Consider the following 25,732-nt stretch of genomic DNA (forward strand, 5'->3'; position numbering starts at 1 on the left):
ATGAATCTGCTGCAGTACTGGCGCGAACGCACCGTCTACGGCCGCTTGGCAGGGAAGGGCATCTTGGGCATGAACTGCCGCAATATCCGCTACATCTCCCGCTATAACCCGCGTACCTTGTATCCATTGGTGGACGATAAGCTCAAAACCAAAACCCTGGCACTGGAGCACGGCGTCAATGTGCCGGATCTGATCGGCGTGATCGACAACCAACACGACGTGCGCAAAATCGCCAAAATGACAGACGGCATTCCGGGCTTTTGCATCAAACCGGCGAAAGGCTCGGGCGGCAAAGGGATTCTGGTGATCGATCGAGTAGTAGACGGGGTCTACTACAAAACCAATGGCCAACCGATTTCGCTGCAGGATATCCAGCGCCATATCTCGAATATCCTGGCTGGTTTGTTCTCTCTCGGCGGTAAAACCGATTTTGCCTTGGTGGAATCCTTGATCAAGGTGGATGACGCGTTTCGCCAGTTTACCCACGAAGGGGTGCCGGATTTGCGCGTGATTGTGTTTCGCGGCTTTCCGGTGATGTCCATGATGCGGTTGTCCTGCGCGTCGTCCAAGGGCAAGGCCAATTTGCACCAGGGGGCGGTAGGCGTAGGTATCTCGATGGATACTGGCGGCGCGGTGCGCGCAGTGCAAAGTGGCCGGCCGGTAACGCATCACCCGGATACCAAACAGCCATTGAGTGAGCTGGTGGTCCCGCAGTGGATCGGCATGCTCGAACTCGCTTGCGCTTGCTACGACATGACGGGTTTGGGGTATCTGGGCGTCGATTTGGTGCTCGATAAAAACCGCGGGCCATTGTTGCTGGAGCTTAACGCCCGACCGGGATTATCGATCCAGGTTGCCAATAACGCGGGCCTTTTGCCGCGTTTGCGGCGCATCGAAAGCATAAAAAAGCCGGAAAAGTTCCCAATCGTTGAACGCGTCGCATATTCTCGCACTCATTTCGCTGCACAATCTGACCTTTGAGCGCCGCTGCTCGCCAATCTTTGGACACTGATGTCCGTTCAAATTTTGATCTAACAAGCCGAGCGCCCGCCTGATATAATGCCCGGCTCTTTTTTGTTCACTGCGAATACGCCGTCGATCTCATGAATGTACAGGACTATATGAATTTGGTCGGGCAACAAGCCCGATCTGCCTCCCGCCTGCTGGCAACTGCTAGTACTGCAAGCAAAAACGCTGCGTTAAATGCTATTGCGGAGCAACTCACCAAATCGCGCGCGCAGTTGGCGGAAGCCAATGCGACAGATTTGGCCAAAGGCCGCGAGCGTGGACTGGAGCCGGCCTTGCTGGATCGTCTGGAACTGACGCCGGCGCGCATCGACGCCATGATCGAAGGCATTCGCCAAGTGGCGGCGCTGGCAGATCCTTGCGGTGAAATCACCGATCTCAAATACCGCCCAACCGGCATTCAGGTTGGCAAAATGCGTGTGCCTCTGGGTGTGGTCGGCATTATTTATGAGTCACGTCCCAACGTGACCATAGACGCCGCAAGCTTGTGTTTGAAATCCGGCAATGCGGCGGTTTTGCGCGGTGGCAGTGAATCCATTGCCTCGAATATGGCCATAGCCGCCTGCATTCGCGCCGGTTTGCGTGAAGCAGGCTTGCCGGAAACGGCAGTGCAAGTCGTCGAAACCACGGATCGCGCCGCAGTGGGCGCCATGATCACTATGCCTCAATATATTGATGTGATCGTGCCGCGCGGTGGCCGCAGCTTGATCGAGCGCATTTCCACAGAGGCCAAGGTCCCCGTCATCAAACATTTGGATGGCGTTTGCCACGTTTATATAGATGTAGCCGCCGATCTGGATAAAGCCTTCAAAATCTCCCTCAACGCCAAGACCCACAGATACGGCGTATGCAACGCTATGGAAACCCTGTTGGTTAATGAAGCAGTTGCCGACCAGATTCTGCCCCGTCTGGCAGAAGCCTACGGCGCCAAAGGCGTAGAATTGCGCGGTTGCGAAAAAACCCGTGCACTTTTGCCCGATGCCAAAGTAGCCACGGAGGAAGACTGGTATGCCGAATATCTCGCGCCGATCCTCGCCATCAAAATAGTGAGCGGACTGGACGAGGCGATCGAGCATATCAATCGTTATGGCTCGCAACACACAGATGCCATAGTGACGGAAAACTACACGCGCGCGCGCCAGTTCATTACGGCGGTGGATTCCAGCTCCGTGATGGTGAATACATCAACCCGTTTTGCCGATGGCTTTGAATACGGTTTGGGTGCCGAAATCGGCATTTCCACCGATAAAATTCACGCCCGTGGTCCGGTCGGACTGGAAGGGCTGACCTCCCAGAAATGGGTGGTGCTCGGCGATGGGCATATCCGCCAGTGATGGCGACATTGCAACTGTTTCTGGGCGGCACATTTAACCCGGTTCATATAGGCCACACCCGCTTAGCGCTGGAATGCCATCTGCGCACCGGCGCTGGTGTGGCTTTTGTTCCCTGTGCGGACCCGCCTCACAAACCCCACCCAGAAGTGTCTATAGCTCACCGTCTGTCGATGCTCGAATTGGCAGTGGCGGAGCTGAATGCCGTGGTAGGAAATGCAACGACTTTCACGATTGATCGTTGTGAAATCGAGGACATCAGCGGACCGTCCTACACGTTTAACACCTTGCACCACCTGCGGCGATTGCGCCCGCAAGAGGTGTTGGTGTGGCTGATCGGCATGGACAGCCTCGTCAGTCTGCATACATGGTATCGCTGGCGCGAGCTGACCGATGTGGCGAATTTGTTGGTGATCAATCGACCCGGTTGGCAACGGCCACATGAAGGCGAGGTGGCGGAGTGGCTGAGCGAGCGGGAACGCAGTCTGGAGCAGTTGGACGCATATGGTGGTGTGGCCTTTTTGGAGACGACGCTGGTTGCCATCTCATCCACAGAATTACGCAGACAAATGGCGCAGGGCCTGACAGGTAAATATCTCCTGCCCGAGCCTGTGCAGCAGTACATCCAATCTCATCATTTGTATTTATCCCATTAATCTTTGAAGTAGCTTATGAATTTAGAACTCAACAAATTGATCATCGACGCGCTCGAAGATCTGAAAGGCCAGAAAATCGTTGAACTGGATGTCCACCAATTAACGGACATCATGGATCATTTGATCATTGCGACCGGTACCTCCAATCGCCACGTAAAATCCCTTGCGGATAACGTCGTCGAAGAACTGAAAAAAGCCAATCATCGGCCGCTCGGTATCGAAGGGCTGGAATTGGGCGAATGGGTTTTGATCGATTACGGCGATACGGTTGTGCATATCATGCTGCAAGCGACGCGCGATTTTTATGAACTGGAAAAACTCTGGTCGAAGGTACCTGCACATCGCGCCGAAGATCGTCAGTAAATAAAGAGAGATCGCAAAAGAGGTAGGCGCTAGATCATGAAGGTTCAGATGATCGCCGTGGGAACGCGTATGCCGGCCTGGGTGCAGGCGGGCTACGACGAGTACGCGAAGCGCTTGCCTAAGGAATTGACCCCGACCTTGGTGGAAATTCCGCTCGGTAACCGGGGTAAAAACGGTGCCGTGCAGGACGCAATGAAGCAGGAGGGCGAAGCTATCCTGCAGCATATTTCTTCAGCCACCACCATGGTCGCGTTGGATGTGCAGGGAAAATCCTGGTCGACTGAGCAATTGGCCGAGCAGTTGTCGCGCTGGCGTATGGACGGTCGCAATCTGGCATTTGTGATCGGCGGGCCGGATGGTTTCAGTCAGCAATGTTTGGCCCGCGCCGACGTGCGCTGGTCTCTTTCCAATCTCACGCTTCCTCATCCTGTGGTCCGCATTGTGTTGATCGAGCAGTTGTATCGCGCTTGGACTATTTGGCAGAACCATCCATATCACAAGTGAGTTTCTGCGAATTCGCAGCGGAGGATAAAAATCTGTCGCTGCGGAACGTCTTGCAGGTCTTTCTGGTCAGAGAATTTTTTCATGTGCGGCTGCGAACTGGTTTATTCTGCCGTATTTACCCGGCATACTCGCCCGCCCCGGTCCTGATTGCCGATACCGACTAGACTCAATAAAAGCTATTTCTTGAATTTAGCTGCCACGATTCATCAATTGCATTGAGATATGCCGTTTCGCGACATCGATAACGATCTTCACCGCTTAAAGGACATCAAGACGGAAGCCCGTCTGATTGGTTCGCGCATATCCGTTGCTTTTGTCGGCGTCTTGCTGCTGTTCGGCATTCTGATTTTCCGCTTTTACCACCTGCAAATCGTAAATTACGAAGCTTATGTGACGCGCGCGGAAAGCAATCGTATTCAAGTGCAACCCGTGCCGCCCAATCGCGGACTTATTTTTGATCGCAATGGCGTTTTACTAGCGGAAAATCGCCCGAGCTATACGCTCTCCATCGTTAAAGAGCGCACCCCTGACCTGGAAAAAACCCTTGTGGCTGTAGCGACGCTTATCGATGTCGGTGAGGACGATCTGGCGAATTTCCGCAAGGCCTTAAGCCAGCGTCGCCGTCCTTATGAGTCAGTTCCCCTGCGCTATCACCTCACTGAAGAAGAAATTGCACGTATCGCTGTGAATGAATACGCCCTAGAAGGGGTTGAGGTCGAAGCGCAACTGGTGCGCTATTACCCCTACGGCGAGCTGTTCGCCCATACCATTGGTTATGTCGGCCGTATCAGCGAACGCGAGCTTGCCAATTTCGACGATCAAATGTATCGCCGTTACAGCGGCACCCACAGCATCGGCAAAATCGGTGTAGAAAAATATTATGAGGAAGAACTGTTGGGAGAGGTGGGTTCTCAGCACGTTGAGGTCAATGCGCACGGGCGTGTGTTGCGCACTTTGGAGCGTATCGACCCGGTTCCGGGAAAAGATATTTATTTGAATCTCGATATCGAAGTGCAAAAGGCTGCTGCCGAAGCCATGGCTGGCCGACGGGGAGCGGTAGTGGCAATTGAAGTGGCGACAGGTGGTTTGTTGGCACTTGTGAGTACGCCGAGTTTCGACCCCAATTTGTTTGTGACAGGTATTAGCGTGCAGAACTATCGAGAGCTCAATGAGTCTCCAGATCTGCCGCTGCTCAACCGCACCATTCAAGGTCAATATCCACCCGGATCGACCCTGAAACCTATGCTCGGCTTGGGTGGTTTGGAAAGCCGCGTGATAACACCTCAATGGCGTATTCGCGACCCGGGCTTCTACATATTGGAAAACAGTGAACGACGCTATCGCGACTGGAAAAAATATGGTCATGGCAACCAAGTGGATTTGCATCAGGCGATCGTCGAATCCTGCGATACCTATTTTTACGATCTGTCGGTGCGCATGGGGGTGGATCGCATGCATCCGCTGGGCGCTGCCTTTGGTTTGGGAAGTCGCACGGGTATTGATATTCCCAGTGAGCGGGCGGGCAACTGGCCCTCGCGCATGTGGAAAAAAGCTGTGCGCGGGCTGCCGTGGTTCCCTGGTGACAGTCTGAACATGAGCATCGGTCAGGGCGATGTGCTGGCGACACCTTTGCAACTCGCCGTTATGACCGCCGGTTTGGCTACGCGGGGAATTATTCACGAACCGAGAGTCGTCGAGCGGGTTGGCAACGAGAAGGTTTTGGCTCCGGCCGAAGTTCGTTATGAAGCGCGTGAAGAGAATTGGGATTCCGTTGCACAGGCGATGGAAGCGGTGGTGCACAGCGCGCGCGGTACTGCAAAAGTGATCAATCGCGGTGTGACCTATCGCATCGCCGGCAAAACTGGGACGGCTCAGGTTATCGGGATTGCTCAGGACCAGGAATACGACCGGGACAAAATCCATGAGCGCAATCGCGACCACGCCTTATTTATTGCCTATGCCCCGGTGGAGAAACCGGAAGTGGCCGTGGCGATTGTGATTGAAAATGGTGAGCACGGATCGAGCGCAGCGGCGCCTGTCGCCCGGCAAGTGTTCGACACCTGGTTTGCCGTGGAAGCCGTCCGCCAGGCTCAACGTGAACAAGAAGCCGCATTGGGTTACAGGCCATGATGTCCAAAGGGCAGGATTTCGTCCGGCGCTTGCCGGATTCCAGTCATCACTTCAAGAGCGCCACCAGTTTTTGGCGCCTTATTCATATAGATCCAATCTTGCTGCTCGGCCTTTTGGCGCTTAGCGTTTACGGTTTGGTAGTGTTGTACAGCGCGAGCGGTCACAGCCAATTTATGGTGAAACGCCAGGTCGTATTTTTCGGCATGGCCTATCTCGCCATGTTTGCCGTTGCTCAGGTCAATTTGATGTTTCTCGAACGTTATGCGTTCTGGTTTTACGGCTTTGGGATTATTTTGCTGGTGCTGGTATTGGTGGTCGGCGTCGGTGCCAAAGGCGCTCAACGTTGGCTGAGTTTGGGATTTGTTCGTTTCCAGCCGTCGGAGATTCTCAAGCTGGCAGTGCCTATTTGTGTGGCATCGTTTTTCTCCGCGCGCATACTGCCACCGCGTTTTTCCCATATCGTGATTTGTCTTGTTTTTATCCTCCTGCCTGCCGCTTTAATCGTTAAGCAGCCGGATTTGGGGACGGCAATTCTGGTGGCGACTTCAGGATTGATCGGACTTTTTCTTGCTGGACTTCCCTGGCGCTATATCCTGGGCACAGTCGCTGCGGTTGCCGCTGCCGCTTGGCCCATGTGGCATTTTGTTATGCATGACTATCAGAAGCGTCGGGTGCTGACACTGTTGGATCCGGAAGCGGACCGACTTGGCGCAGGCTGGAACATTATCCAGTCCAAAACCGCTATTGGCTCCGGTGGTTGGGAAGGCAAAGGTTGGATGAATGGCACCCAGTCGCAGCTCGATTTTTTGCCTGAGAGCCATACGGATTTCATTATCGCGGTGCTGGCCGAAGAGTTCGGCATGATGGGAGTTTTATTGTTGCTCGCGGGCTATTTTTTCGTCATTAGCCGAGGCCTGTGGATCGCGGTTACGGCGCAAAGCACTTTCAGTCGCATCCTGGCAGGTAGCATTACGCTGACGTTTATGGTTTACGTGTTCGTTAACATTGGAATGGTGTCGGGTTTATTGCCTGTTGTTGGTGTGCCGCTGCCTTTGGTGAGTCTGGGGGGCACGTCACTCATTTCCTTGATGCTTGGGTTTGGCTTGCTTATGGCGGTTGCAACCGAACGCAAGCGAGTAACTGTCTGAACGGAAACGATTACTTATGATGAAAAAATTTTGGTCCGGCGCCATCTTGGCAACCTATATGGTGGGAAGTCAGGCAAACGCGGATTACAGCCGCCATGAAGAGGCCAAGGCCTTTGTCGACCGTATGGTGAAGCAGCATAAGTTCGACGCTAAAATGGTGGAGTCCTGGCTGGCTCAGGCGGAGAAAAAACAAGCCATTCTGGATGCGATTTCCCGTCCGGCCGAAAAAACCAAACCCTGGTTTGAATACCGCAAGATCTTTCTCGACAATGATCGGATTCAGCAGGGTGTCGCTTTCTGGAAAGAAAACGAAAAAACCTTGATCACTGTATCTGAACGCTACGGTGTCGATCCGGCGATTATCGTCGCCATAATCGGCGTGGAAACCCGCTACGGTCGCCATATGGGCAGCTATCGGGTAATCGATGCTTTAACCACGCTCGGTTTTGATTACCCACCGCGCAGCGAATTTTTCCGCAAGCAGTTGGAGGAATTATTTTTGTTGGCGCGCGAGCAAAAACAAAATCCGCTCGACTTAAAAGGCTCCTACGCCGGTGCCATGGGCTACGGTCAATTTATTCCCAGCAGCTACCGTCACTACGCGCGCGATTTTGACGGCGATGGAGTTGCGGATATCTGGACCAACAAAAACGACGCTATTGCCAGCGTTGCCAATTATTTCAAGGCGCACGGATGGCAGTCAGGGCAGCCGGTATTTGTACGGGCTAAAGTCAAAGGCAAAGTGGATGAAAGCCTGGTCAATTCCACCGCGCGACCAACTATGACGATTGCCGAATTGCGCAAAAAAGGTGTCGAACCAGCGTCATCGGTAGCAGCGGACCAGTCGGCCAGTTTGCTCAGTTATGTGCAGGAGGATGGCGACGAATATTGGCTGGGATTCAATAATTTCTACGTGATCACTCGTTACAATCGCAGCCAGCTTTACGCTATGGCGGTGTGGCAGCTTAGCGAAGCCATCAAGGAAGCGCGTAAGGCATAAGCAGAACTGACTTAAATGGGGGAAAGGTACGAAGTTATGTTTTTGCTTCGGTGGGGATTTATCGCGTTGCTGCTATCGGCTTTGTTCGGATGTGTCACCGTGACCAAGCCGAGTTCGACGACTGTCGTTCTGCAAGATAGTGCTCCGGATGAAGATGTGGATGTATCCGGTGTGGAGGATGCAGTGCCGCGTCATGAGCTGATTAAGGTGGCGGGTAACAAGACGCCTTATACAGTTCTGGGCAAAACCTACCATGTGAATTTCAATACCAAAGGTTTCACCGAGACAGGTTATGCCTCCTGGTATGGCAAGAAATTTCACGGCAATAAAACTTCCAATGGCGAAATCTACGATATGTACGCCATGACCGCCGCGCATAAAACTCTGGCGATTCCTGCTTACGTGAAAGTGACGAACCTGGAAAATGGGTCCAGCGTGGTTGTGCGAGTCAATGACCGCGGCCCTTTCCATGAAGGGCGCATTATCGATCTCAGCTACGCGGCCGCTAAAAAATTGGGCTTTCACGAAAAGGGCACAGCAAAGGTTCGTATTGAGGTGATCGAGCCTGATCTGCCGCCAGGGGCTCAACTTGCTTCTGCAACGCCCGCAGCGCCTGCGGTCTCTGCTGCCCCACCGGTAGCGTCTATACCTTCAGTAACTCCTTCTCCTGCAGCCGCAGAGGGTGTTGCTCCTGTCGTACAGCCTCCCGCCCAAAATATTCCGCAAGCCTATTTGCAGTTAGGTGCGTTTAGTAAACCGGAGAGTGCCGCAGACCTCAGTAACAAGGTGGCCGCCGCCGGTATGAAAGCGCACGTGCGTCCCGAGCCAGCAAACAATCTGTACAAAGTGCTGGTGGGGCCGATCCTGGATAACTTCGAGCTGCTGGATTTGCGCAAAAGACTTGCCGAGGCGAGTCTGCCGGAAGCGCACTTGGTGGAGTATTAAGAAGAGGCTCGTTTGCGTTTCGCTCGCGTCATAAAACGGTCAACCATTTGCCACATTTCTGTCACGCCGCACCTTTAAGGTCGCTCCCTAAATGTCATCCCTAGGAGAGATCTTAATGAGTAAGGCCACGTTCGACCCCACCCTTTATAACTCGAGTGACAACACGCCTTTCGCCACTGTTTTGGAGCGGCACATCCACCGGCGAACGTTGATCCGCACCGGCAGTGCTATGGCCGCCTTGTCGATTATGGCGAGCCTAGGACTGAGTGGTTGTGACAGCAATTCCGATAAACATCGCAGCAGCGGCGCGGGCAGTCCGGTGACATTGCCGGATGCAGAAAAGCCTCTTACCGCCTTGGGCTTCCAATCCATCCCCGGCTCGCGCACCGATGCCATAGTGGTGCCGGAAAATTACAAAGCGTCCATTCTCGCCCCCTGGGGCACGCCGCTAAATGATCGGGCGGCACCGTGGAAGCCGGATGGCACCAATACCGCCGAGGACCAAGCCAATTCTGTTGGTATGCACCACGACGGTATGTCGTTCTATCCATTGAATGGCAGTCATGAAGACGGCTTGCTGTGCATCAACCACGAATACATTGACCAAGACGCGCTGCACCCCAATGGTGTCACCCGCGACGCAACCACCAGGCGGCGAATCCTGGCTGATGAGGTGCGTAAGGAAATCTACGCGCATGGTGTCACGGTGGTACGCATTAAAAAGGTGGAAGGGGTTTGGCAGGTCGTGGCCAACGATCGCCATAACCGCCGCATTACCGGTGCCACTGAGATGGACATCAGCGGCCCTATGGCCGGTCACGATTTGCTGAAAACGCCGTTTTCGCCTGATGGCATCAGTGCGCGCGGTACCTTCAATAACTGCGGCAATGGCACATCCCCCTGGGGTACCTTTTTAACCTGTGAAGAAAATTGGCCAGGTTATTTTGCCAACACGGCGGAGCGCACCGCGGATCAAGCACGTATCGGTTTGGGCACCACAGGCAACCAGTATGGATGGAATGACCTAGCCGGGAATGAGAGTGAGAAAAACGACGAGTTTGCTCGTTTTGACGTGACCCCGCGAGCCGAAAGCGCCCTGTTGGACTACCGTAACGAAGCCAATGGGCACGGCTATATTGTTGAAATCGACCCCTATTCACCCGACAGTCGCCCTATTAAGCGAACGGCGCTGGGCCGATTTCGCCATGAAGCCTGCGAGGTGGGGAAGCTTGCGGCAGGCCGGCCAGTGGCCTTTTACTCAGGGCACGATGCTCAGGGTGAATATGTGTATAAATTTGTCTCGTCGGCTCTTTGGGATCCGGCGGACGCCAAACGCGAGGACCGTCTTGCCGTGGGCGATAAATATTTAAATGAGGGCACCCTTTATGTAGCGCGCTTCGATGAAGATGGTACGGGTGTTTGGTTGCCGCTGACATTGGAGAGTTTGGCGAAGGACGGCAAGCCTCTCAGTGAGTCCTTCGAAAGCTTGGCAGACATTATTCTCAATACCGCTGGTGCAGCGGATCTCTTGGGGGCGACGCCCATGGATCGCCCTGAGTGGGGAGCGGTTGATCCCATCACCGGCAGTGTCTATATGACGCTGACCAACAATACTGCTCGTCGAGAAGCCAATGCTGCAAACCCGCGAGTGAATAACAAATTTGGCCATATCATCCGCTGGGATGAAAGCGAGGATCACCGCAGTTTTACCTGGGATATTTTCTTATTTGGTGCACCAGCGGACGCGGAAGAGGGTGTTAATCTTTCCGGACTGACGGATCTCAACCAATTCGCCAGCCCTGATGGTTTGATGTTCGACGAACGCGGAATCTTGTGGGTGCAGACCGACAACGGCGCAAGTGAGGTGACGAAAAGCACCAATGATCAAATGCTGGCCGTTATTCCCTCGGCCTTGGTAGACGCGGGGGGCAACCAGCAAGTTATCAGTGGCACTAATCAAACTGAGCTACGACGCTTTTTGGTGGGGCCTAACGGGAGCGAAATTACTGGCTTGGCATTTACCGGTAATCACCATACGTTTTTCGTCAACGTGCAGCATCCGGACAATTGGCCATACGGTGATGACGCTCAGGAGCAAACCCCTGCAGGTGTGACCATCCGCCCACGCTCTGCCACTGTTGTAGTGGAAAAAGTACAGGGTGGTCCAGTCGGCGAATAGGTTGTACATGATGTCCGGGGCGCCAAGCCCGGGCATTTCTCGCGGGCGTGCGCATCCCTGCTCGTCGGCTATCAGGCCGGCCTTTGTTCTGTGGAACGTATTGCTTCAGGAGCCGCTATCGGCTAGAATTCGCGGCCTTTTGGCAGGTCTCTCTGCCATTTTTTGATACGGCGCAAGCTCTGTGGTCTTGGCAAATGGTTGTCCTGGCCTGAAATCTTGGAAGAGCTTCGAATCCCTAAGGGGTTGAAGTTCGGCTAAGTGCTTCGCGGCGTCCAATCTTTACTGGAGCATTAGTACATGTACGCAGTAATCGTATCCGGTGGTAAACAACACCGTGTTCAAGAGGGCGAAATTCTTCGTCTGGAAAAAATCGAAGCTGCCACTGGCGACACTGTAGAATTCGATCAAGTTTTGCTGGTCGCTAAAGACGGTAACGTTACCCTCGGCGCCCCGCTGGTTTCTGGCGCTAAAGTGAAAGCAGAAATTTTGTCTCACGGCCGCGCTGATAAAGTGACCATCATCAAGTTCCGTCGCCGTAAGCATTCTATGAAACGTCAAGGCCATCGTCAGTGGTACACCGACGTTAAAATTACCGGCATCAACGCGTAAGAGGATTTATCAATGGCTCACAAGAAAGCAGGCGGTAGTACCCGCAACGGTCGCGATTCCGAAAGTAAACGTCTTGGCGTCAAAGTTTTCGGTGGTCAGGCTATCAATGCTGGCGGCATTATCGTTCGTCAGCGTGGCACCCAGTTTCATGCTGGTGCGAACGTAGGTATCGGTAAAGACCATACCCTGTTCGCGAAAGTCGATGGCGCGGTTAAATTCGAAGTGAAGGGCCCGCGCAATCGCCGTTACGTGAGCGTTGTGACCGCCTAATCACGCGCAGCGTCGGACTAATCGAAAAGCCCTGTCCCAGTAGACGGGGCTTTTTCGTTTATAAAGTTTGCATCAAACGGTTCTGTTGATGACGATGGAGCCAGGTCAGAATTATGAAATTTGTCGATGAAGCCACGATTTTCGTCCAGGCCGGACGCGGTGGCGATGGTTGTTTAGCGTTCCGGCGGGAAAAATTCATTGCTAAAGGCGGCCCAAACGGCGGTGATGGCGGTGATGGCGGTTCGGTTTATCTGGTTGCCGATGAAAGCCTGAACACCCTGGTCGACTACCGCTTTACCCGCAGTTTTCAGGCGCAGAATGGTGAATCTGGCAAGGGTTCGAACTGCACTGGGAAATCGGGGGAGGATCTGGTTCTACCCGTGCCGGTGGGCACATCCGTTATCGACGATGAAACGGGTGTTGTGATCGGCGATTTGACTGCCCCTGGCGAGCGCTTGAAAGTGGCGCAGGGCGGCTGGCACGGCCTGGGCAATACTCGTTTCAAATCCAGTACCAATCGCACACCTCGTCAAACCACTCCAGGCAGCCTGGGGGAGGCACGCTATCTCCGCCTCGAACTTAAAGTTTTGGCTGATGTGGGCATGCTCGGTCTTCCCAATGCCGGAAAGTCGACCTTTATCCGTGCCGTCTCGGCTGCTGAGCCGAAAGTGGCGGACTATCCTTTTACCACCTTGGTGCCGAGTCTCGGCGTCGTGCGCACCAATCGCTTGCGCAGCTTTGTGATTGCCGATATTCCCGGTTTGATCGAGGGGGCATCAGAAGGAGCGGGTCTCGGTATTCGTTTCCTCAAGCATCTCACCCGTTGCCGTATCCTCGTGCATTTGGTGGATATGTGTCCGGTCGACGGTTCCGATCCCGTAGAAAATGCGCGCGCCATCATTGCAGAGTTGGGACGATTCAGTGAAACCCTGGCGCAACGTCGCCGTTGGCTGGTATTGAATAAAGCGGATTTGCTGCTGCCGGAAGAGGCAGAAGAAATCAAACAGCGCATGATTCAGGAGCTGCCGTGGGACGGTCCGATTTATGTCGTGTCCGCGGCGGAAAAGCAGGGCACAGAAGCTCTGACACGCGATTTGCAGAATGAACTGGATCAGGTTTGGGAAGCGGAGAAAAACGATCCTGAATTGGTTAAACAGGAACGCGAAATGCAGGATCGCATGCAGGCGGAAGCGCGTCAGCATATCCAGGCATTGCGCGAAAAATATTTGGCTGCTAAGGGCGGTCGCGTCGACGACGAAGATGACGATGATGACTTCGACGACGATGATTACGATGTTGAGGTCGAGTACGTTCGTTAGCGCCTTGTAAGGAAAATTTGTTTGAGCAACAAACGACATTTATTGCGTACCAGCCGTCGCTGGGTAATCAAAATCGGCAGCGCACTGTTGACCGATAACGGCAAAGGTTTGGACCGTACAGCGATCAAAGGCTGGGTTGGTCAGATTGCTGATTTGGTTAAGCAGGGGCATGAAGTGGTGCTGGTGTCCTCAGGCGCTGTTGCAGCTGGCATGACCCGTCTGGGCTGGAAAGAGCGGCCGCAGGCTATTCATGAATTGCAGGCTGCTGCAGCTGTTGGGCAGATGGGTCTTATTCAAACCTATGAAGACGCTTTCCAGTCCCACAATCTCTGCACCGCGCAAATTTTGCTGGATCACGATGATTTGTATCATCGTCAGCGCTACCTCAATGCGCGTTCAACCTTGCGCACTCTTACCAAGTTACACGTCATTCCGGTCGTTAATGAAAACGATACAGTGGTGACTGACGAAATCCGCTTTGGTGACAACGACACTCTGGGTGCTTTGGTTGCCAATCTGATTCAGGCGGATGTGCTGATGATCCTCACGGATCAATTGGGCATGTATGACTCCGATCCGCGCCAAAATGCGCTAGCCAAAATCATTGATGAAAGCCCTGCGACCAATGATGCTTTGTTTGCGATGGCTGGGGGTGGCGGATCACTGGGGCGCGGCGGTATGACAACCAAAGTTCGCGCAGCCCGTCTTGCTGAGCGCTCCGGGACCAGCACGGTGATCGTCGGTGGGCGTATTGATCGTGTGATTACCCGTGTTGCCGCAGGGGAATCTGTAGGCACTTTGTTGTACGCCGAGCATGAGCCGCTCGCCGCGCGCAAGCGTTGGTTGGCCGGACAGATGCAATCCAAAGGTGTATTGGTGCTCGATGACGGCGCTGTGGGTGTGCTGCGCGACAAAGGTAAAAGCTTATTGCCCGTCGGTGTTAAGGAAGTGCACGGGGAATTTTTGCGCGGCGATCTGGTGATTTGCCGCGATCTGCAAGGTCGGGAAATTGCTCGCGGCTTGGTGAATTACAGCAGTGATGAAGCGCGCAAAATTGCCGGTCAATCCAGTACTCATATATTGCAGCTGCTCGGCTACAAGGACGACGACGAGCTGATTCATCGGGACAATCTCGTATTGGTCTGACAGTCGTCAGATTGAGATTTTATCTGAGAGTAATTTATGTCGATTTTCAAAGCGCATATTGCCGCTATGAGCGCCTATAAGCCGCCCTTGGATGGACGCAATCCGCAGTCGCATTTGCTGTTGGATTTTAACGAGCGGACATTGCCCATAGGCGAGGTCGTGCAGAATGCCCTGATTGAATATATCCGCGGCGGGCGGCTGCAAATGTATCCCGCTTATGGTGATGTGGTGGATGTGATTGCGGGCTACTGCGGTGTTGCAGCAGATCAGTTGATGATCACCAATGGTTCGGATCAGGGAATTGATTTGATTATCCGAGCCGCCTGTAGGGAAGGGGATGAAGCCATTATTCCCGGCCCCAGTTTTCCCATCTACGTCCACTGCGCAAAACTCGAAAATCTCAAAATCGTCGAGCCCTTGTATACGCGGGAGCGAGGATTTCCCACCGATGAAGTCATAGCCGCAATCACACCTGCGACGCGTTTAATTTGTTTCGGCAATCCCAATAATCCCAGCGGTACAGTTGTCAGTCGCAGCGATATCATTCGTATTTTGGAAGCAGCACCGCACGCTGCGGTGTTGGTCGACGAATGTTATTACGAATATTGTGGTGAATCCGCGAGTGATCTGGTTGGTCGGTATCCGAATCTGGTGATTACTCGGACATTCTCCAAAACCTGGGGCATGCCTTCATTGCGTCTGGGTTACATCATTTCCCACGCTGACAATATTCGTGCTCTGTTGAACGTGCGAGGCCCGTACGACATCAACCAGATGGCGATTGTCGCCATCCGCGCGGCGCTGGCGCATCCGGAATATACGCAGACCTATGTTGCGGAAGTGGTAACAGAAGCGAAGCCGCTGCTGGAAACGTTTCTCGATGAAAAAGGCGTGGAGTATTGGCCCAGCGGAGCCAATTATCTCTGGACCTTCCCGCCCAATGCGGACGCCGTCAATCAAGAGCTGATAAAGCACAATATTTTGGTGCGTCCGAAAGCGGACTCTGATGGTCGGCCAGGTTTGCGTATCACGATTGGTACAGTGGAGCAGACCAAGCGATTAATTTCTGTATTGAAGACCGTTCTTTAATCCCTTCACGACTTTTGCGGTGCCGGTGTTCGGCACCCGAACTCCAGGATTTTTATTTCTTTCTTTATATGGGGCACGTCAATGATAGAAATCATTATTGGAGCAATTGCGCTCATCGCGCTGGTGAGTATCGCGTTGGAGGATGTATTCCACTTCAACAAAGCGAAAACCACCTTGTTTTTGGGATGTTTGTCCTGGGTAATTTTATTTATTCACGAAAGTTCTCTTGGAAGGTCAGAGCATATTCAGGAGGTGCTTAATGAAAACCTGCTGGATATTGCGAGTTTGTGGCTGTTTTTGATGGCTACCATGACGTTTGTGGCTTATTTGAATGCGCGCGGGATGGTGAGTGCAATCGTGCAGCGAATTTTGCCGACTGAGTTATCCTTCCGCCAGCTCACCATTTTATTGGGTGTGTTTGCGATGCTGCTCTCCATGGTGTGCGACAACATTACCGCGACTCTGGTTTGCATCGGTGTAGTGCAGGCTTTTCAACTGGAGCCCAAGGAACGTATACGTCTTTGCGTCATATTAGTGTTTGCGGTTAACTCCGGCGGCGTCATTTTGATTACCGGCGATGTGACTACCTTGATGATCTTCAGCGCGGGACATGTCACGATTGGTCAGTTGTTGAAGCTGGTAATGCCCGTTATTGGGGGGGTTGCTCTGTTAATCTTCTTACTTAGCATGGGAGCGAATCGCAGGGTCGTGGCAGAAAATGCAACCCATGATATTCAATGGTTGGATATGTTGATCGGAGGTATTTTTATCAGCACTATCGTGGCGACCATGGTTTTCAATCTGTTGTTCGATATTCCGCCAGTACTGACCTTCCTGTTTGGTTTGTCCATCATGTTTATGGTGGGGGGCATTGTTCACACCTTCAACGAACAAATTCATCTGCTGCAGTACATCCGCCAAATTCAGTTTGAAACTTTGCTCTTCTTCCTCGGCATATTGCTGTTGGTCGGCGCTTTAAAAGAGGTGGGTGTTCTTGTGGCCCTTACAGAGCTCTACGCGGCGGTGGATCCATCCTTCTCCAGTTATTTAATGGGTGTTATTTCCTCGATCATGGATAACGTCCCTCTGACCGCTGCTCTCCTAAAAGCCGAGCCCCAGTTGAATGCTACGCAGTGGCTGTCTTTGACGTATGCGGTTGGTATCGGTGGGTCGATCCTGGTGATTGGCTCTGCAGCCGGTATTGTGGCGATGAGCAAGGTGAAGGAGTTGACCTTTATGCAGTATGCGCGCTACGCACCGCATATCCTCGCTGCGTATAGTGTTGGTTATGGCCTAACATTGTTGCTCTAAGAACATTGTTGTTCTAGACAAAGAGAGAAGAGGCAGCTTGATACTGCCTCTTTTTATTTTCGGCAAACAAATATTGGTGAAGGCTAAGGGGTAAGAAGAAAAAGATGAATTGCAGACGCAAAAACACCAAAAGCCGACAGAGTCGGCTTTTGGTGTTAGTAAGAGCGGTTAAATCAAAGATTAAGCAGCAGCTTTTTCGCCGAGCGCTTTGATTTGAGCGTTCAAGCGGCTCTTATGGCGAGCGGCTTTGTTTTTGTGGATGATGCCTTTGTCGGCGATGCGGTCGATAACGGGTACTGCAACTGCGTAAGCGTTTTTGGCAGATTCGACGTCACCACTTTGAATTGCTTTCACAACATTCTTGATATAGGTGCGCACCATGGAGCGCAGGCTCGCGTTGTGAGCTCGGGCTTTGTCGTTTTGGCGTGCGCGTTTTTTCGCTTGGGCTGTGTTGGCCACCGTTATGCTCCTACTGTATTCAGGCTAAAAATCGGAATTCTGTTGGAATCGGCGGCATAGGCCGAATCCGGGACGCGGTATTATCCCGGTTTGGCGGCGGGTGTCAATAGAATTGTCCGGGAGCCTTAGTTCAGCATCCCGATTGCGGCCTTCATGGCTTCGTTCAGGTCTTTTTCGCCTCGTTGAGGGTTGCCTGGATCTATGTTGAGGCGGGTAAATGCCGTGACGGATTTGTAGTTCAAGTCAGGGAACTGCTCGGGGTGAGCCTCCAGCACGGCGATCGTTACCAAATCAGCGTAATCTGCCTGGGGCGCAGGGCGGGTGAAATTGAGGTGCGCTATAGGCACATTTTGCAGATCTTTGGGAAAGTCCCACGCGACAAGAATCTTGCTGCCGATTTTGGGGTGGATGGATTTGATGATGGCGTCGAGACTGATGCTGTCCTTGAGGATGCTCGGATGTTCTTCAGCATAGGACAGGATCGGCAGTACACCGATCTTATGCACGAGTCCTGCGAGGGTCGCCTGGTCGGGCCGCAGGCGGGTGTAGTGTTTGCACAGCACGGTACAAAGCCCCGCGATTTCACTGGATGCGGCCCAAACCTGACGCAGTCGCTTATCGACTATGTCGGTGGTGGCCTGAAACATCTGCTCCATGGCCAACCCGGTTGCCAGAGTGCTAGTCGTCGCCATGCCCAGGCGCATCAAGGCCATGTTCAAGTCTTGGATTTCCACTGCGCCACGATAGATAGCGCTGTTGGCAACTTTGATAATTCGCGCCGTTAAGGCTGCGTCACTGCCGATCACATTGGCCAGTTGTTTTACTGATGCGTTGGGGTTTTCGGCAACCTCGCGAACTTTCAGTGCCATTTCCGGCAGGGTTGGGAGTACCAGCTCATCGGCCTCAATGGCATCCGTTATGGCATAGGCAACTTTTTCCGCAAGCGTATTCATGACAGCCCATTTTGCTTCAACAATGAGAGACCCTCTTCGCCCTGCGGGCCTGGGTCGGCATATTGTTAAGGTATAGCATAGGGAAGAGGGGCCCAACTGAATTTCGCCCCGGAATTCTTATCGATCAGCCAGTCAGCGGTTTCCCGCGCTTCGTTGGTACACACTATCAGCCCGCGCCACGGCTCTTCTTTTTCAGAGACTGCGTTTGAAGTGCTTGCAACTACTATGGCAACGTCTTTATCTGGAGCGGAAGGCAGGGTCAGAGACGTACCAATGGCTGGGGTTGCTGTTCCGTCTCCACTGATCTGATAGGTGTGTTTTTTCAACTGACCGCGGTACTGCATGCGCGCGACGATTTCCTGACCTGTATAGCAACCCTTTTTGAAGCTGATGCCGTCGATCAGATGGTAGTTGAGCATCTGCGGGATAAATTCTTCGCTCGTGACAGCTTGAACCTCCGCGATGCCGTTGGTTACCCAGTGGCGGCTGAGAAGCTGCTGGGACGCCGGTTTGGCTTCGGCAGCCAGGGATTGCCAGAGTGAAACGGCTTGTTCGGGCGCGACCCAGACTTCCAGTTCACCCGCAGAGTGGTGGATAACGGTCAGTTCGTTGTGAATGGAAAATTTGCCGCGTTCTGGAATATTGCCGAGTGCAGGGAATTGGCCGGGCTTCCAACCGAGTATCGCTAAAGCGATTTTGTTGCTGGGCACCAATTGAGCTTTGGAAAAAACGATGTATTTCTTGAGCGTCGCCAGCGCTTTTTCGGCGATGCTTGCGTGGCAGCGCAAGGCGATGGCATCTCCTTGAGTTTTGGCGATCCAAAAGCTGCTGATCACTCGCCCTTTGGGGTTGCAATGAGCACCGAGCAGCGCGTCCTGATTATCCAAGCGGCGGATATCGCAGGTCAGTTGGCCCTGCAGAAACGTCGCTGCATCTTTGCCGCTAATCTCAAGCAGTCTGTGTTCCGGCATAGGAACTACGGCCGTTTCGGAGCTTCCGACAGTGTGGCTTAGAGACTGGTTGGAAAGAAATTCGAGCCATTCATTCATAGGCGATGAGCTACAGAATTGAGTCGTTAGTGAGGATCAGGGAGGCCGGTTTGATCAAGCCGCCGTATAATACGAACTTTTTTGCACCATAAGTAGAGTGTTGCCAGTGGAATACAATCGTTTGAGATGGGCCAGCCGCCGCGGGATGCTGGAATTAGATCTGATCCTGATGCCCTTCGTGGAGCAGGCTTATCCGTCGCTTGGTCCCGAGGATCAGGCGCTCTATAAGCGCTTATTGGAGTGTGAAGACCAGGATATGTTTGCCTGGTTTCTCCACCGGCAGGATCCAGAGGATGAGGAGCTGCGGCGTATCGTAGGAATTGTCAGGTCTTTCGCCCGTGAGCGCGCTGCAACTTGATATAACTCTGGCCCCGTCGCGAATCTATGCGGGAGGATTACTGCTGTTGTATGGCATATCCTTCCCGATCTTATTGTTTGCAAATTTGCCTATCTTCCTCCGACTGCTGCTGTTGTTGGCCGCAGCAGGTTTGTCGGTGCATGCTTGGCGCGCCTGGCGAAAGGTAATGTCGTTTCAACGCTTGCTGGTGCTGCCAGATGGGTTTCGCTTGGTCAGAGTGGATGGCGAGGAAATAGAGGCAAAGGGCGGGGCAAAATCCTTGCTCACCGGTCATTTGATCATTTTGCATCTTGTATCGGCGCAAGGTGTGTATTGGCTGCCTTTGTTGCTGGATTCAGCAGATGCGGAAGATTTGCGGCGGCTGCGAGTATGGTTGCGCTGCCGTTACTCCGATTTGTCCCTCAATAAACCCGATTTGTCCTTCAATAAAAAAGTATCGGCTAGACACAAGATCTAGCCGATACTCACCACCACTACTTCCTGTAACCCTGTTTCTTCGATTCTTCCTTCTTTTAATTAACTCGATTCACTTCTCGAGAAATTCGTTTATTGCGTCTCTACGCTTGTTCTGCGGGCCATAAAGTCGAGGACTTGGCGACGCAGTTGGATGATGCGGCCTTTGAGTTTTTCATTACCGGCAGTCAACTGTTGGCAAAGCGTGGTTTTGGCTGTGAGTTGCTCTCTCAGCACCTGATTTTCGTTGTAGATCTGATCCAGCAATTTGTTTTGGTCAGCGACCAGCGCTTGCAGATTGGCCAATTCATTGGTGGAAGGCAATGAGTCCGGTTTGACGTTGAGGCGTGCGATATAACGGCGCAATTTACTGGTTTTGGCTCTTTCAGCTTCCAGGGCGGCATTTAGACGGCGGCAACGCTCTTGGTATTTAGCCAACAACTCGGCATCGCTAAGAGTTTGAGATGCGATAGCGGATTGTATTTGCGGAGCTGCCATGATTCCTCCTGTGTTGTGCAAAATGCAACCAGTAAGGACAGTGTAGGTTGTGGCAAAGAGCTTCCATATCCTCCGGATGGCTAAATCCGGATCGGCGGGTTTGGTTAAGGGCTAGGCCGGATGGCCAAAAAAAGGCCAGTCATAAGACTGGCCTTTGACGAGGGCAGGGGTGTTGAGCTTTCTTAGCCCAGTACCACTTCCACGTTTGCTTCGCTTCCGGCTGGCAGGATTGGCAGTATGTTTCCGTCAATGGCTTCGCCGTTGACAGTGATGCTCTTGATGCCTTTGCTCACACCGTTCGGGTTGGAAACGTTGATGTGATAGGTCGCGCCGCGGAATTTACGGCTGACTTTGAAGCCTTTCCAGCCTTTCGGAATACATGGGTTGACGGACAAACCGTTGTAATCCGGCTTCACACCCAGGATGTACTGAGTGATCGCAGCGAAGTTCCAGGCAGCTGTACCAGTCAACCAGGAGTTTTTCGCTTCACCGGGTTTGTAGGCGTCTTTACCGGCGATCATCTGCGCGTACACATAGGGCTCAACTTTGTGCAGATCGCTGATTTCTTCCAGGTAGGCCGGAGCAATCTTGCTGTAGTACTCGAACGCGCGGTCGCCATTGCCCACGAGCGTTTCGGCGATCATGATCCATGGGTTGTTGTGGCAGAAAATGCCGGCGTTTTCTTTATAACCGGCGGGGTAGGTGGAGATTTCACCGTACTCGATGTAGTACTTGGTGAACGCAGGTTGTTGCAGAACTATACCGTATGGAGTGTCGAGCCACTTCTTAACGGATTCGAGCGACTTGTGTACCAAGCCGTCTTCCAGGCCGATACCGGCCATGCCGCAGAAGCCTTGTGATTCGATGAAGATCTTGCCTTCTTCGTTCTCGTTGCTGCCCACTTTGTTGCCATAGTAGTCGTAAGCGCGCAGGTACCATTCGCCGTCCCAGCCGTGTTTTTTCACTGCTTCGATCATGGCGTCGACGTGCTTCTGAGCTTCAGCTGCTTCGGCGTCTTTACCAACTTGTTTGCACAGTTTGACGAACTCTTTGCCATACAGAACGAACAGACCGGCGATCATCAAAGATTCGGCGGTACGGCCCATCTTGTTGTTGGTGGTCTGGAAGGACTCGTTGGGCTCGCTGGAGAAGCAGTTCAGGTTCAAGCAATCGTTCCAGTCTGCACGGCCAATCAATGGCAGGCCGTGGGGGCCCAGGTTGTTGACGGTGAAGTAGAAGGAGCGCTTCAAGTGTTCGAAGTGGCTGGTAGCCTTGCTCTCGTCGTTGTCGTAAGGAACTTTGGCGTCCAGGATGGAGTAGTCGCCGGTTTCCTTGATGTAATCGGTAGTGGACAGGATCAGCCACAGCGGGTCGTCGTTGAAGTTGCCGCCGATGGCGTTGTTACCGCGTTTGGTGAGCGGTTGATACTGGTGATACGCAGAACCGTCTTCAAACTGGGTAGACGCGATGTCGATGATACGCTCGCGCGCGCGCTCGGGAACTTGGTGCACGAAACCGATCAAGTCCTGGTTGGAGTCGCGGAAGCCCATACCGCGGCCGATACCGGATTCGAAGAAGGACGCAGAGCGGCTCATGTTGAAGGTCACCATGCACTGGTACTGGTTCCAGATGTTGACCATGCGGTCCAGACGCTCGTCGCCACTGTTGACCTGGTAAGTCTCCAGCAGGTTGCTCCAGTAGTTTTTCAGTCTTTCGAGTTCAGCGTTAACTTTTTCCACGCTGTCAAAACGAGCGATCAACGCTTTGGCAGGTTCTTTGTTGATAACGCCTTTGCTTTCCCATTTATTGTCTTTGTCGACTTCGATGTAGCCGAGCACGAACACCAGTTCTTTGGACTCACCGGGCTGCAGTTCGATTTCCAGGTAGTGAGAAGCAATGGGCGACCAGCCGTGCGCTTCGGAGTTGCGCGGCTTGCCTTCGAATACGGCTTGCGGACGATCGAAACCGTTGTACAGGCCGATAAAAGTTTCACGATCAGTATCGAAACCTTGGATAGGTGCGTTTACGCTGTAGAACGCGTAGTGGTTGCGACGCTCTTTGAATTCGGTTTTGTGATAAATCACGGAGTCCTGGATTTCCACTTCACCGGTAGAGAAGTTGCGCTGGAAGTTGGTCATGTCGTCTTCCGCGTTCCACAAACACCACTCTACGAAAGAGAACAGCTTGAATTTTTTCGCTGCTTTGCTGGTGTTAGTGAGGGAAACTTTTTGCACTTCTGCCCAGGTGCCGAGCGGAATAAAAAACAGGGCTTCTGCTTTGATGCCATTGCGCTCGCCAGCGATTTTGGTATAGCTCAAACCGTGACGGCAGCTGTAGTTGTCCAGTTCGGCTTTAACAGGTTTCCAGCCGGGTGACCATACGTCGCCGCCGTCATTGATGTAGAAATATTTACCGCCGTTGTCGATGGGCACATTGTTGTAGCGGTAACGGGTCAGACGACGGAATTTTGCGTCTTTATAAAAGGTGTAGCCGCCAGCAGTGTTGGAGATCAGCGAGAAGAAATCTTCGTTGCCAAGATAGTTGATCCACGGCCATGGCGTTTGCGGATTCGTGATGACATATTCGCGGGCAGCGTCGTCAAAATGACCAAATTTCATATTGTCTATACCTTTGTGGACTTAAATTAAATCGTTCACCATCCCTGGAAGTTCAATCAATGCTTAGGCCCTGGATCGAAGGGCTTTTTCTCGTGCAACTTGTTCTGCCGGCCACGATAAATTGGCGTACCAGGTGTTTCGCAGGACAACAGCTCTCACTGCGATGATCCCGATAGCCTAGATAACATTGGCTAGCATCTTGATCACGATGAAAATGGGTAGGGCAACCGGCGCGGTTTGCCGGCAGGTTCCCGTCGGAATATTGAATACGTCGCGTATGAATGGGGATTGGCGGTGAACGTTGGATCGTCCTTTTGCACCTGTGCCAGAACGGGTCCCCTAAATCCCCACGGACGAACACCCAAAAAAACGCGGGCATCATACTACAGATCTGGGCTGTATTTGAGCGTTTTAGCCCCGTGGAATAAAGAAATGGCGGATTTGACCATAAATATTGGACAAGGGACACAAAAGGTGGCCTTCACTGCCAATTCCCGGGGCTGGCTTGCGGCCAATCCCGGCCGGTGTTAGCGTTGGCGCCTCAATGGTGCAGCGCGGCAATGCAATCTGACCATAACCGTTCGCCCACCACCTATAACAACTCAAACCGGTTGAACAGTATCCATGGCAAGTCTCGTGCTTTTTCTTGAAGAAGGTCCTTTTCGTGTCGGCGTCGACCCCAATTTTGGCGGTCACATCATCGAATACAGTATCAATGGCAAAAACTCGCTTGTTGAGAACAAGCCGGCGATTGGCTCCACATTTTGGCCCAGTCCCCAAAGCACTTGGGGCTGGCCTCCATTGCATGCCTTGGATAAAGGCCCTTACTTCATCGTCAGCGATGGCAAAGGCGATGATGGTCGCGGAATAGTTGTGCGCAGTGCTGTGTGCCAGCAGACAGGCCTGCAGGTGGAAAAGCGGTTTCATTTGCGCCAGGGTCGGTTGACAGTGACCTACGTCATGAGCAACCAGTCGGAAGTCGCTGTGCAATATGCACCTTGGGAAATCAGCCGGGTTGAAGGGGGCATTACGTTTTACGCGAGCATGTTGGCACCTCTGCCGCAATCCACTGGCAAAGTGCAAAGCATCGACGGCGTTTACTGGCACACCTATCACCCGGAACAAATGTTGCCGAACGCCCACGAAAAAGTATTCGCCAATGGCTCTACCGGCTGGTTGGCAAACGTCAACAAGGGGCTGTTGTTGGTCAAACAATTTGAACCGGTTCCGGCTGAGCTTACCGCGCCCGGTGAAGCGGAAGTGGAGATCTACAGCCACGCTGACGTGTTCAATAGTTATATCGAAGTTGAGCAGCAGGGCTCTTATGAAGTCATACCGCCAGGTGCAGCCATAGAATGGCAAGTTGTATGGCATCTGACGGAATGGAATGACGACACTGTGCAACCTGGGGATTCCCGCTTGGTGCACGAGGTGAAAGCGCTGTTAAGCGACTACAAGCCTTAATCTCGAAGCGCACAGGGGCTTGCCAAGTGGTTCGGTGGCAAGCCTTTCGCTTTGGCTGTCCATGTTGATCTATCTGATGAAGGGGGATGTATGGCAGTAAAAAGAACCGCATTGGTTACAGGAGCAGGAAGTGGCATAGGGAAAGCGGTCGCGACTGGATTGGCGCGCGATGGCCACAAAGTTCTGGTAACCGACCTCAATCTCGACGCCGCCGAAGCGGTTGCGACGGAATTGCGTAATGATGGATTGAACGCAGTCGGCCATAAGCTGGATGTTGGTCAGCAAGGCGACATTGATGTTATAGCCGCAAATCATGAGGTGGATATCCTCATCAATAATGCCGGCCTGCAATATGTCGCAAAACTGGAAGCCTTTCCGGCGGAAAAATGGCGTCAGCTGATCGATGTGTTGCTGGTGGGGCCAGCCATGTTGACCCGCGCACTGCTGCCGCAAATGAAATTCCGCGGTTTTGGGCGCATCGTCAATATAGGTTCCATTCACGCGTTAGTCGCCTCACCTTATAAAAGTGCTTATGTCGCTGCCAAGCACGGGTTGCTTGGATTCTCCAAAACCATCGCGCTGGAAACCGCGGGATTCGATATCACGATCAATACGATTTGCCCCTCTTATGTAAAAACTCCGCTGGTGGAAAATCAGATTCGTCAGCAGGCCCAGGAGCATGGTATTTCCGAAGCGGATGTGATTAATAACATCATGCTCGAACCTATGCCGAAAAAATCCTTTATTGAAATGTCTGAATTGAGTGCCAGCGTGGCATTTCTGATATCGGACGCAGCCCGCAATATGACAGGACAGACTTTAGTGCTTGATGGGGGTTGGACAGTCAAGTAAAG

At 52.8% G+C, this 25,732-nt stretch carries 25 protein-coding genes; 20 read left to right on the top strand and 5 right to left on the bottom strand.

Annotated elements, in window-relative coordinates; all coding sequences use genetic code 11:
• From DWB84_RS03000 to nhaD, 16 genes are all read left to right on the top strand, one after another.
• Complete coding sequence (locus DWB84_RS03000) at window positions 1-981, top strand: alpha-L-glutamate ligase-like protein (protein ID WP_187408259.1); 981 nt, start codon at window positions 1-3, stop codon at window positions 979-981.
• Window positions 982-1,103: 122 nt separating this feature from the next.
• On the top strand, window positions 1,104-2,360 hold the full coding sequence (locus tag DWB84_RS03005; protein ID WP_187408260.1) for a glutamate-5-semialdehyde dehydrogenase: 1,257 nt from the start codon (window positions 1,104-1,106) through the stop codon (window positions 2,358-2,360).
• A gap of 8 nt (window positions 2,361-2,368) precedes the next feature.
• Entirely contained in the window at window positions 2,369-3,013 is a 645-nt protein-coding gene (gene nadD, locus DWB84_RS03010; RefSeq protein ID WP_187408261.1) for a nicotinate-nucleotide adenylyltransferase, read from the top strand.
• Between the two features lie 15 nt (window positions 3,014-3,028).
• Window positions 3,029-3,376, top strand: a complete 348-nt coding sequence (gene rsfS / locus DWB84_RS03015) for a ribosome silencing factor (protein WP_187408262.1) — start codon at window positions 3,029-3,031, stop codon at window positions 3,374-3,376.
• 36 nt (window positions 3,377-3,412) lie between these two features.
• Window positions 3,413-3,880: a 23S rRNA (pseudouridine(1915)-N(3))-methyltransferase RlmH gene (rlmH, locus tag DWB84_RS03020; protein ID WP_187408263.1), complete on the top strand. Its 468-nt coding sequence runs from the start codon at window positions 3,413-3,415 to the stop codon at window positions 3,878-3,880.
• 222 nt (window positions 3,881-4,102) lie between these two features.
• On the top strand, window positions 4,103-6,010 hold the full coding sequence (gene mrdA / locus DWB84_RS03025) for a penicillin-binding protein 2 (protein ID WP_187408264.1): 1,908 nt from the start codon (window positions 4,103-4,105) through the stop codon (window positions 6,008-6,010).
• A complete protein-coding gene (rodA, locus tag DWB84_RS03030; protein ID WP_187408930.1) occupies window positions 6,010-7,158 on the top strand; it encodes a rod shape-determining protein RodA in 1,149 nt (382 codons plus the stop codon). The genes mrdA and rodA overlap by 1 nt, the downstream gene beginning before the upstream one ends.
• 16 nt (window positions 7,159-7,174) lie before the next feature.
• Entirely contained in the window at window positions 7,175-8,158 is a 984-nt protein-coding gene (mltB, locus tag DWB84_RS03035) for a lytic murein transglycosylase B (protein WP_187408265.1), read from the top strand.
• A gap of 36 nt (window positions 8,159-8,194) precedes the next feature.
• A complete protein-coding gene (locus DWB84_RS03040; protein WP_187408266.1) occupies window positions 8,195-9,103 on the top strand; it encodes a septal ring lytic transglycosylase RlpA family protein in 909 nt (302 codons plus the stop codon).
• 115 nt (window positions 9,104-9,218) lie between these two features.
• Window positions 9,219-11,282: a PhoX family phosphatase gene (locus tag DWB84_RS03045; protein WP_187408267.1), complete on the top strand. Its 2,064-nt coding sequence runs from the start codon at window positions 9,219-9,221 to the stop codon at window positions 11,280-11,282.
• 297 nt (window positions 11,283-11,579) lie between these two features.
• On the top strand, window positions 11,580-11,891 hold the full coding sequence (gene rplU, locus DWB84_RS03050; RefSeq protein ID WP_187408268.1) for a 50S ribosomal protein L21: 312 nt from the start codon (window positions 11,580-11,582) through the stop codon (window positions 11,889-11,891).
• Window positions 11,892-11,903: 12 nt separating this feature from the next.
• Complete coding sequence (gene rpmA, locus DWB84_RS03055) at window positions 11,904-12,161, top strand: 50S ribosomal protein L27 (RefSeq protein ID WP_187408269.1); 258 nt, start codon at window positions 11,904-11,906, stop codon at window positions 12,159-12,161.
• A 113-nt stretch (window positions 12,162-12,274) separates the two neighbouring features.
• Window positions 12,275-13,480, top strand: coding sequence for an Obg family GTPase CgtA (cgtA, locus tag DWB84_RS03060; protein ID WP_187408270.1), 1,206 nt, complete (start codon window positions 12,275-12,277; stop codon window positions 13,478-13,480).
• A gap of 21 nt (window positions 13,481-13,501) precedes the next feature.
• Window positions 13,502-14,626 carry a glutamate 5-kinase gene (gene proB / locus DWB84_RS03065; protein WP_187408271.1) on the top strand — a complete coding sequence of 375 codons (1,125 nt, stop codon included), beginning with the start codon at window positions 13,502-13,504 and terminating at the stop codon, window positions 14,624-14,626.
• Window positions 14,627-14,662: 36 nt separating this feature from the next.
• Window positions 14,663-15,715, top strand: a complete 1,053-nt coding sequence (locus DWB84_RS03070) for a histidinol-phosphate transaminase (protein ID WP_187408272.1) — start codon at window positions 14,663-14,665, stop codon at window positions 15,713-15,715.
• A gap of 66 nt (window positions 15,716-15,781) precedes the next feature.
• A complete protein-coding gene (nhaD, locus tag DWB84_RS03075; RefSeq protein ID WP_370589676.1) occupies window positions 15,782-17,026 on the top strand; it encodes a sodium:proton antiporter NhaD in 1,245 nt (414 codons plus the stop codon).
• 180 nt (window positions 17,027-17,206) lie between these two features.
• On the opposite strand, the gene rpsT is transcribed toward nhaD, so the two are convergent.
• The 3 genes from rpsT to DWB84_RS03090 form a co-directional block, all read right to left on the bottom strand.
• Complete coding sequence (gene rpsT, locus DWB84_RS03080) at window positions 17,207-17,485, bottom strand: 30S ribosomal protein S20 (protein WP_187408274.1); 279 nt, start codon at window positions 17,483-17,485, stop codon at window positions 17,207-17,209.
• A 125-nt stretch (window positions 17,486-17,610) separates the two neighbouring features.
• Window positions 17,611-18,438 carry an HDOD domain-containing protein gene (locus tag DWB84_RS03085; protein WP_187408275.1) on the bottom strand — a complete coding sequence of 276 codons (828 nt, stop codon included), beginning with the start codon at window positions 18,436-18,438 and terminating at the stop codon, window positions 17,611-17,613.
• 65 nt (window positions 18,439-18,503) lie between these two features.
• Window positions 18,504-19,409 carry a folate-binding protein YgfZ gene (locus DWB84_RS03090; protein ID WP_187408276.1) on the bottom strand — a complete coding sequence of 302 codons (906 nt, stop codon included), beginning with the start codon at window positions 19,407-19,409 and terminating at the stop codon, window positions 18,504-18,506.
• Window positions 19,410-19,593: 184 nt separating this feature from the next.
• On the opposite strand from DWB84_RS03090, the gene DWB84_RS03095 reads away from it, so the two are divergent.
• Both DWB84_RS03095 and DWB84_RS19315 read left to right on the top strand, forming a co-directional pair.
• Window positions 19,594-19,845, top strand: coding sequence for a succinate dehydrogenase assembly factor 2 (locus tag DWB84_RS03095; protein WP_187408277.1), 252 nt, complete (start codon window positions 19,594-19,596; stop codon window positions 19,843-19,845).
• Window positions 19,826-20,302, top strand: a complete 477-nt coding sequence (locus DWB84_RS19315; RefSeq protein ID WP_370589659.1) for a protein YgfX — start codon at window positions 19,826-19,828, stop codon at window positions 20,300-20,302. The genes DWB84_RS03095 and DWB84_RS19315 overlap by 20 nt, the downstream gene beginning before the upstream one ends.
• Before the next feature lie 89 nt (window positions 20,303-20,391).
• Here the strand turns inward: DWB84_RS19315 and DWB84_RS03105 are convergent, their stop codons facing one another.
• Together DWB84_RS03105 and DWB84_RS03110 are read right to left on the bottom strand one after the other, a co-directional pair.
• Window positions 20,392-20,796, bottom strand: coding sequence for a hypothetical protein (locus DWB84_RS03105; protein WP_187408279.1), 405 nt, complete (start codon window positions 20,794-20,796; stop codon window positions 20,392-20,394).
• A gap of 182 nt (window positions 20,797-20,978) precedes the next feature.
• Complete coding sequence (locus DWB84_RS03110) at window positions 20,979-23,414, bottom strand: GH36-type glycosyl hydrolase domain-containing protein (RefSeq protein WP_187408280.1); 2,436 nt, start codon at window positions 23,412-23,414, stop codon at window positions 20,979-20,981.
• Between the two features lie 624 nt (window positions 23,415-24,038).
• Here DWB84_RS03110 and DWB84_RS03115 point away from each other — a divergent pair.
• Together DWB84_RS03115 and DWB84_RS03120 are read left to right on the top strand one after the other, a co-directional pair.
• Window positions 24,039-24,878, top strand: coding sequence for a DUF4380 domain-containing protein (locus tag DWB84_RS03115; protein ID WP_187408281.1), 840 nt, complete (start codon window positions 24,039-24,041; stop codon window positions 24,876-24,878).
• A 90-nt stretch (window positions 24,879-24,968) separates the two neighbouring features.
• Window positions 24,969-25,730: a 3-hydroxybutyrate dehydrogenase gene (locus tag DWB84_RS03120; protein ID WP_187408282.1), complete on the top strand. Its 762-nt coding sequence runs from the start codon at window positions 24,969-24,971 to the stop codon at window positions 25,728-25,730.
• The last annotated feature ends 2 nt before the right edge of the window (window positions 25,731-25,732 follow it).

Origin of the sequence: Saccharophagus sp. K07 (assembly GCF_014336955.1) — a bacterium.
Classification (GTDB): Bacteria; Pseudomonadota; Gammaproteobacteria; order Pseudomonadales; family Cellvibrionaceae; genus UBA5868.

Excerpts from the sequence above, each read along its gene's own strand:
- DWB84_RS03085 (WP_187408275.1), bottom strand. The coding sequence starts at position 18,438 with ATGAATACGCTTGCGGAAAAAGTTGCCTATGCCATAACGGATGCCATT.
- rpmA (WP_187408269.1), top strand. The coding sequence starts at position 11,904 with ATGGCTCACAAGAAAGCAGGCGGTAGTACCCGCAACGGTCGCGATTCC.
- rlmH (WP_187408263.1), top strand. The coding sequence starts at position 3,413 with ATGAAGGTTCAGATGATCGCCGTGGGAACGCGTATGCCGGCCTGGGTG.
- cgtA (WP_187408270.1), top strand. The coding sequence starts at position 12,275 with ATGAAATTTGTCGATGAAGCCACGATTTTCGTCCAGGCCGGACGCGGT.
- DWB84_RS03120 (WP_187408282.1), top strand. The coding sequence starts at position 24,969 with ATGGCAGTAAAAAGAACCGCATTGGTTACAGGAGCAGGAAGTGGCATA.
- rsfS (WP_187408262.1), top strand. The coding sequence starts at position 3,029 with ATGAATTTAGAACTCAACAAATTGATCATCGACGCGCTCGAAGATCTG.
- DWB84_RS03070 (WP_187408272.1), top strand. The coding sequence starts at position 14,663 with ATGTCGATTTTCAAAGCGCATATTGCCGCTATGAGCGCCTATAAGCCG.
- DWB84_RS03115 (WP_187408281.1), top strand. The coding sequence starts at position 24,039 with ATGGCAAGTCTCGTGCTTTTTCTTGAAGAAGGTCCTTTTCGTGTCGGC.
- DWB84_RS03110 (WP_187408280.1), bottom strand. The coding sequence starts at position 23,414 with ATGAAATTTGGTCATTTTGACGACGCTGCCCGCGAATATGTCATCACG.
- mltB (WP_187408265.1), top strand. The coding sequence starts at position 7,175 with ATGATGAAAAAATTTTGGTCCGGCGCCATCTTGGCAACCTATATGGTG.
- DWB84_RS03000 (WP_187408259.1), top strand. The coding sequence starts at position 1 with ATGAATCTGCTGCAGTACTGGCGCGAACGCACCGTCTACGGCCGCTTG.
- rodA (WP_187408930.1), top strand. The coding sequence starts at position 6,010 with ATGTCCAAAGGGCAGGATTTCGTCCGGCGCTTGCCGGATTCCAGTCAT.
- mrdA (WP_187408264.1), top strand. The coding sequence starts at position 4,103 with ATGCCGTTTCGCGACATCGATAACGATCTTCACCGCTTAAAGGACATC.
- DWB84_RS03105 (WP_187408279.1), bottom strand. The coding sequence starts at position 20,796 with ATGGCAGCTCCGCAAATACAATCCGCTATCGCATCTCAAACTCTTAGC.
- rplU (WP_187408268.1), top strand. The coding sequence starts at position 11,580 with ATGTACGCAGTAATCGTATCCGGTGGTAAACAACACCGTGTTCAAGAG.
- DWB84_RS03090 (WP_187408276.1), bottom strand. The coding sequence starts at position 19,409 with ATGCCGGAACACAGACTGCTTGAGATTAGCGGCAAAGATGCAGCGACG.
- DWB84_RS03005 (WP_187408260.1), top strand. The coding sequence starts at position 1,104 with ATGAATGTACAGGACTATATGAATTTGGTCGGGCAACAAGCCCGATCT.
- DWB84_RS03045 (WP_187408267.1), top strand. The coding sequence starts at position 9,219 with ATGAGTAAGGCCACGTTCGACCCCACCCTTTATAACTCGAGTGACAAC.
- DWB84_RS03040 (WP_187408266.1), top strand. The coding sequence starts at position 8,195 with ATGTTTTTGCTTCGGTGGGGATTTATCGCGTTGCTGCTATCGGCTTTG.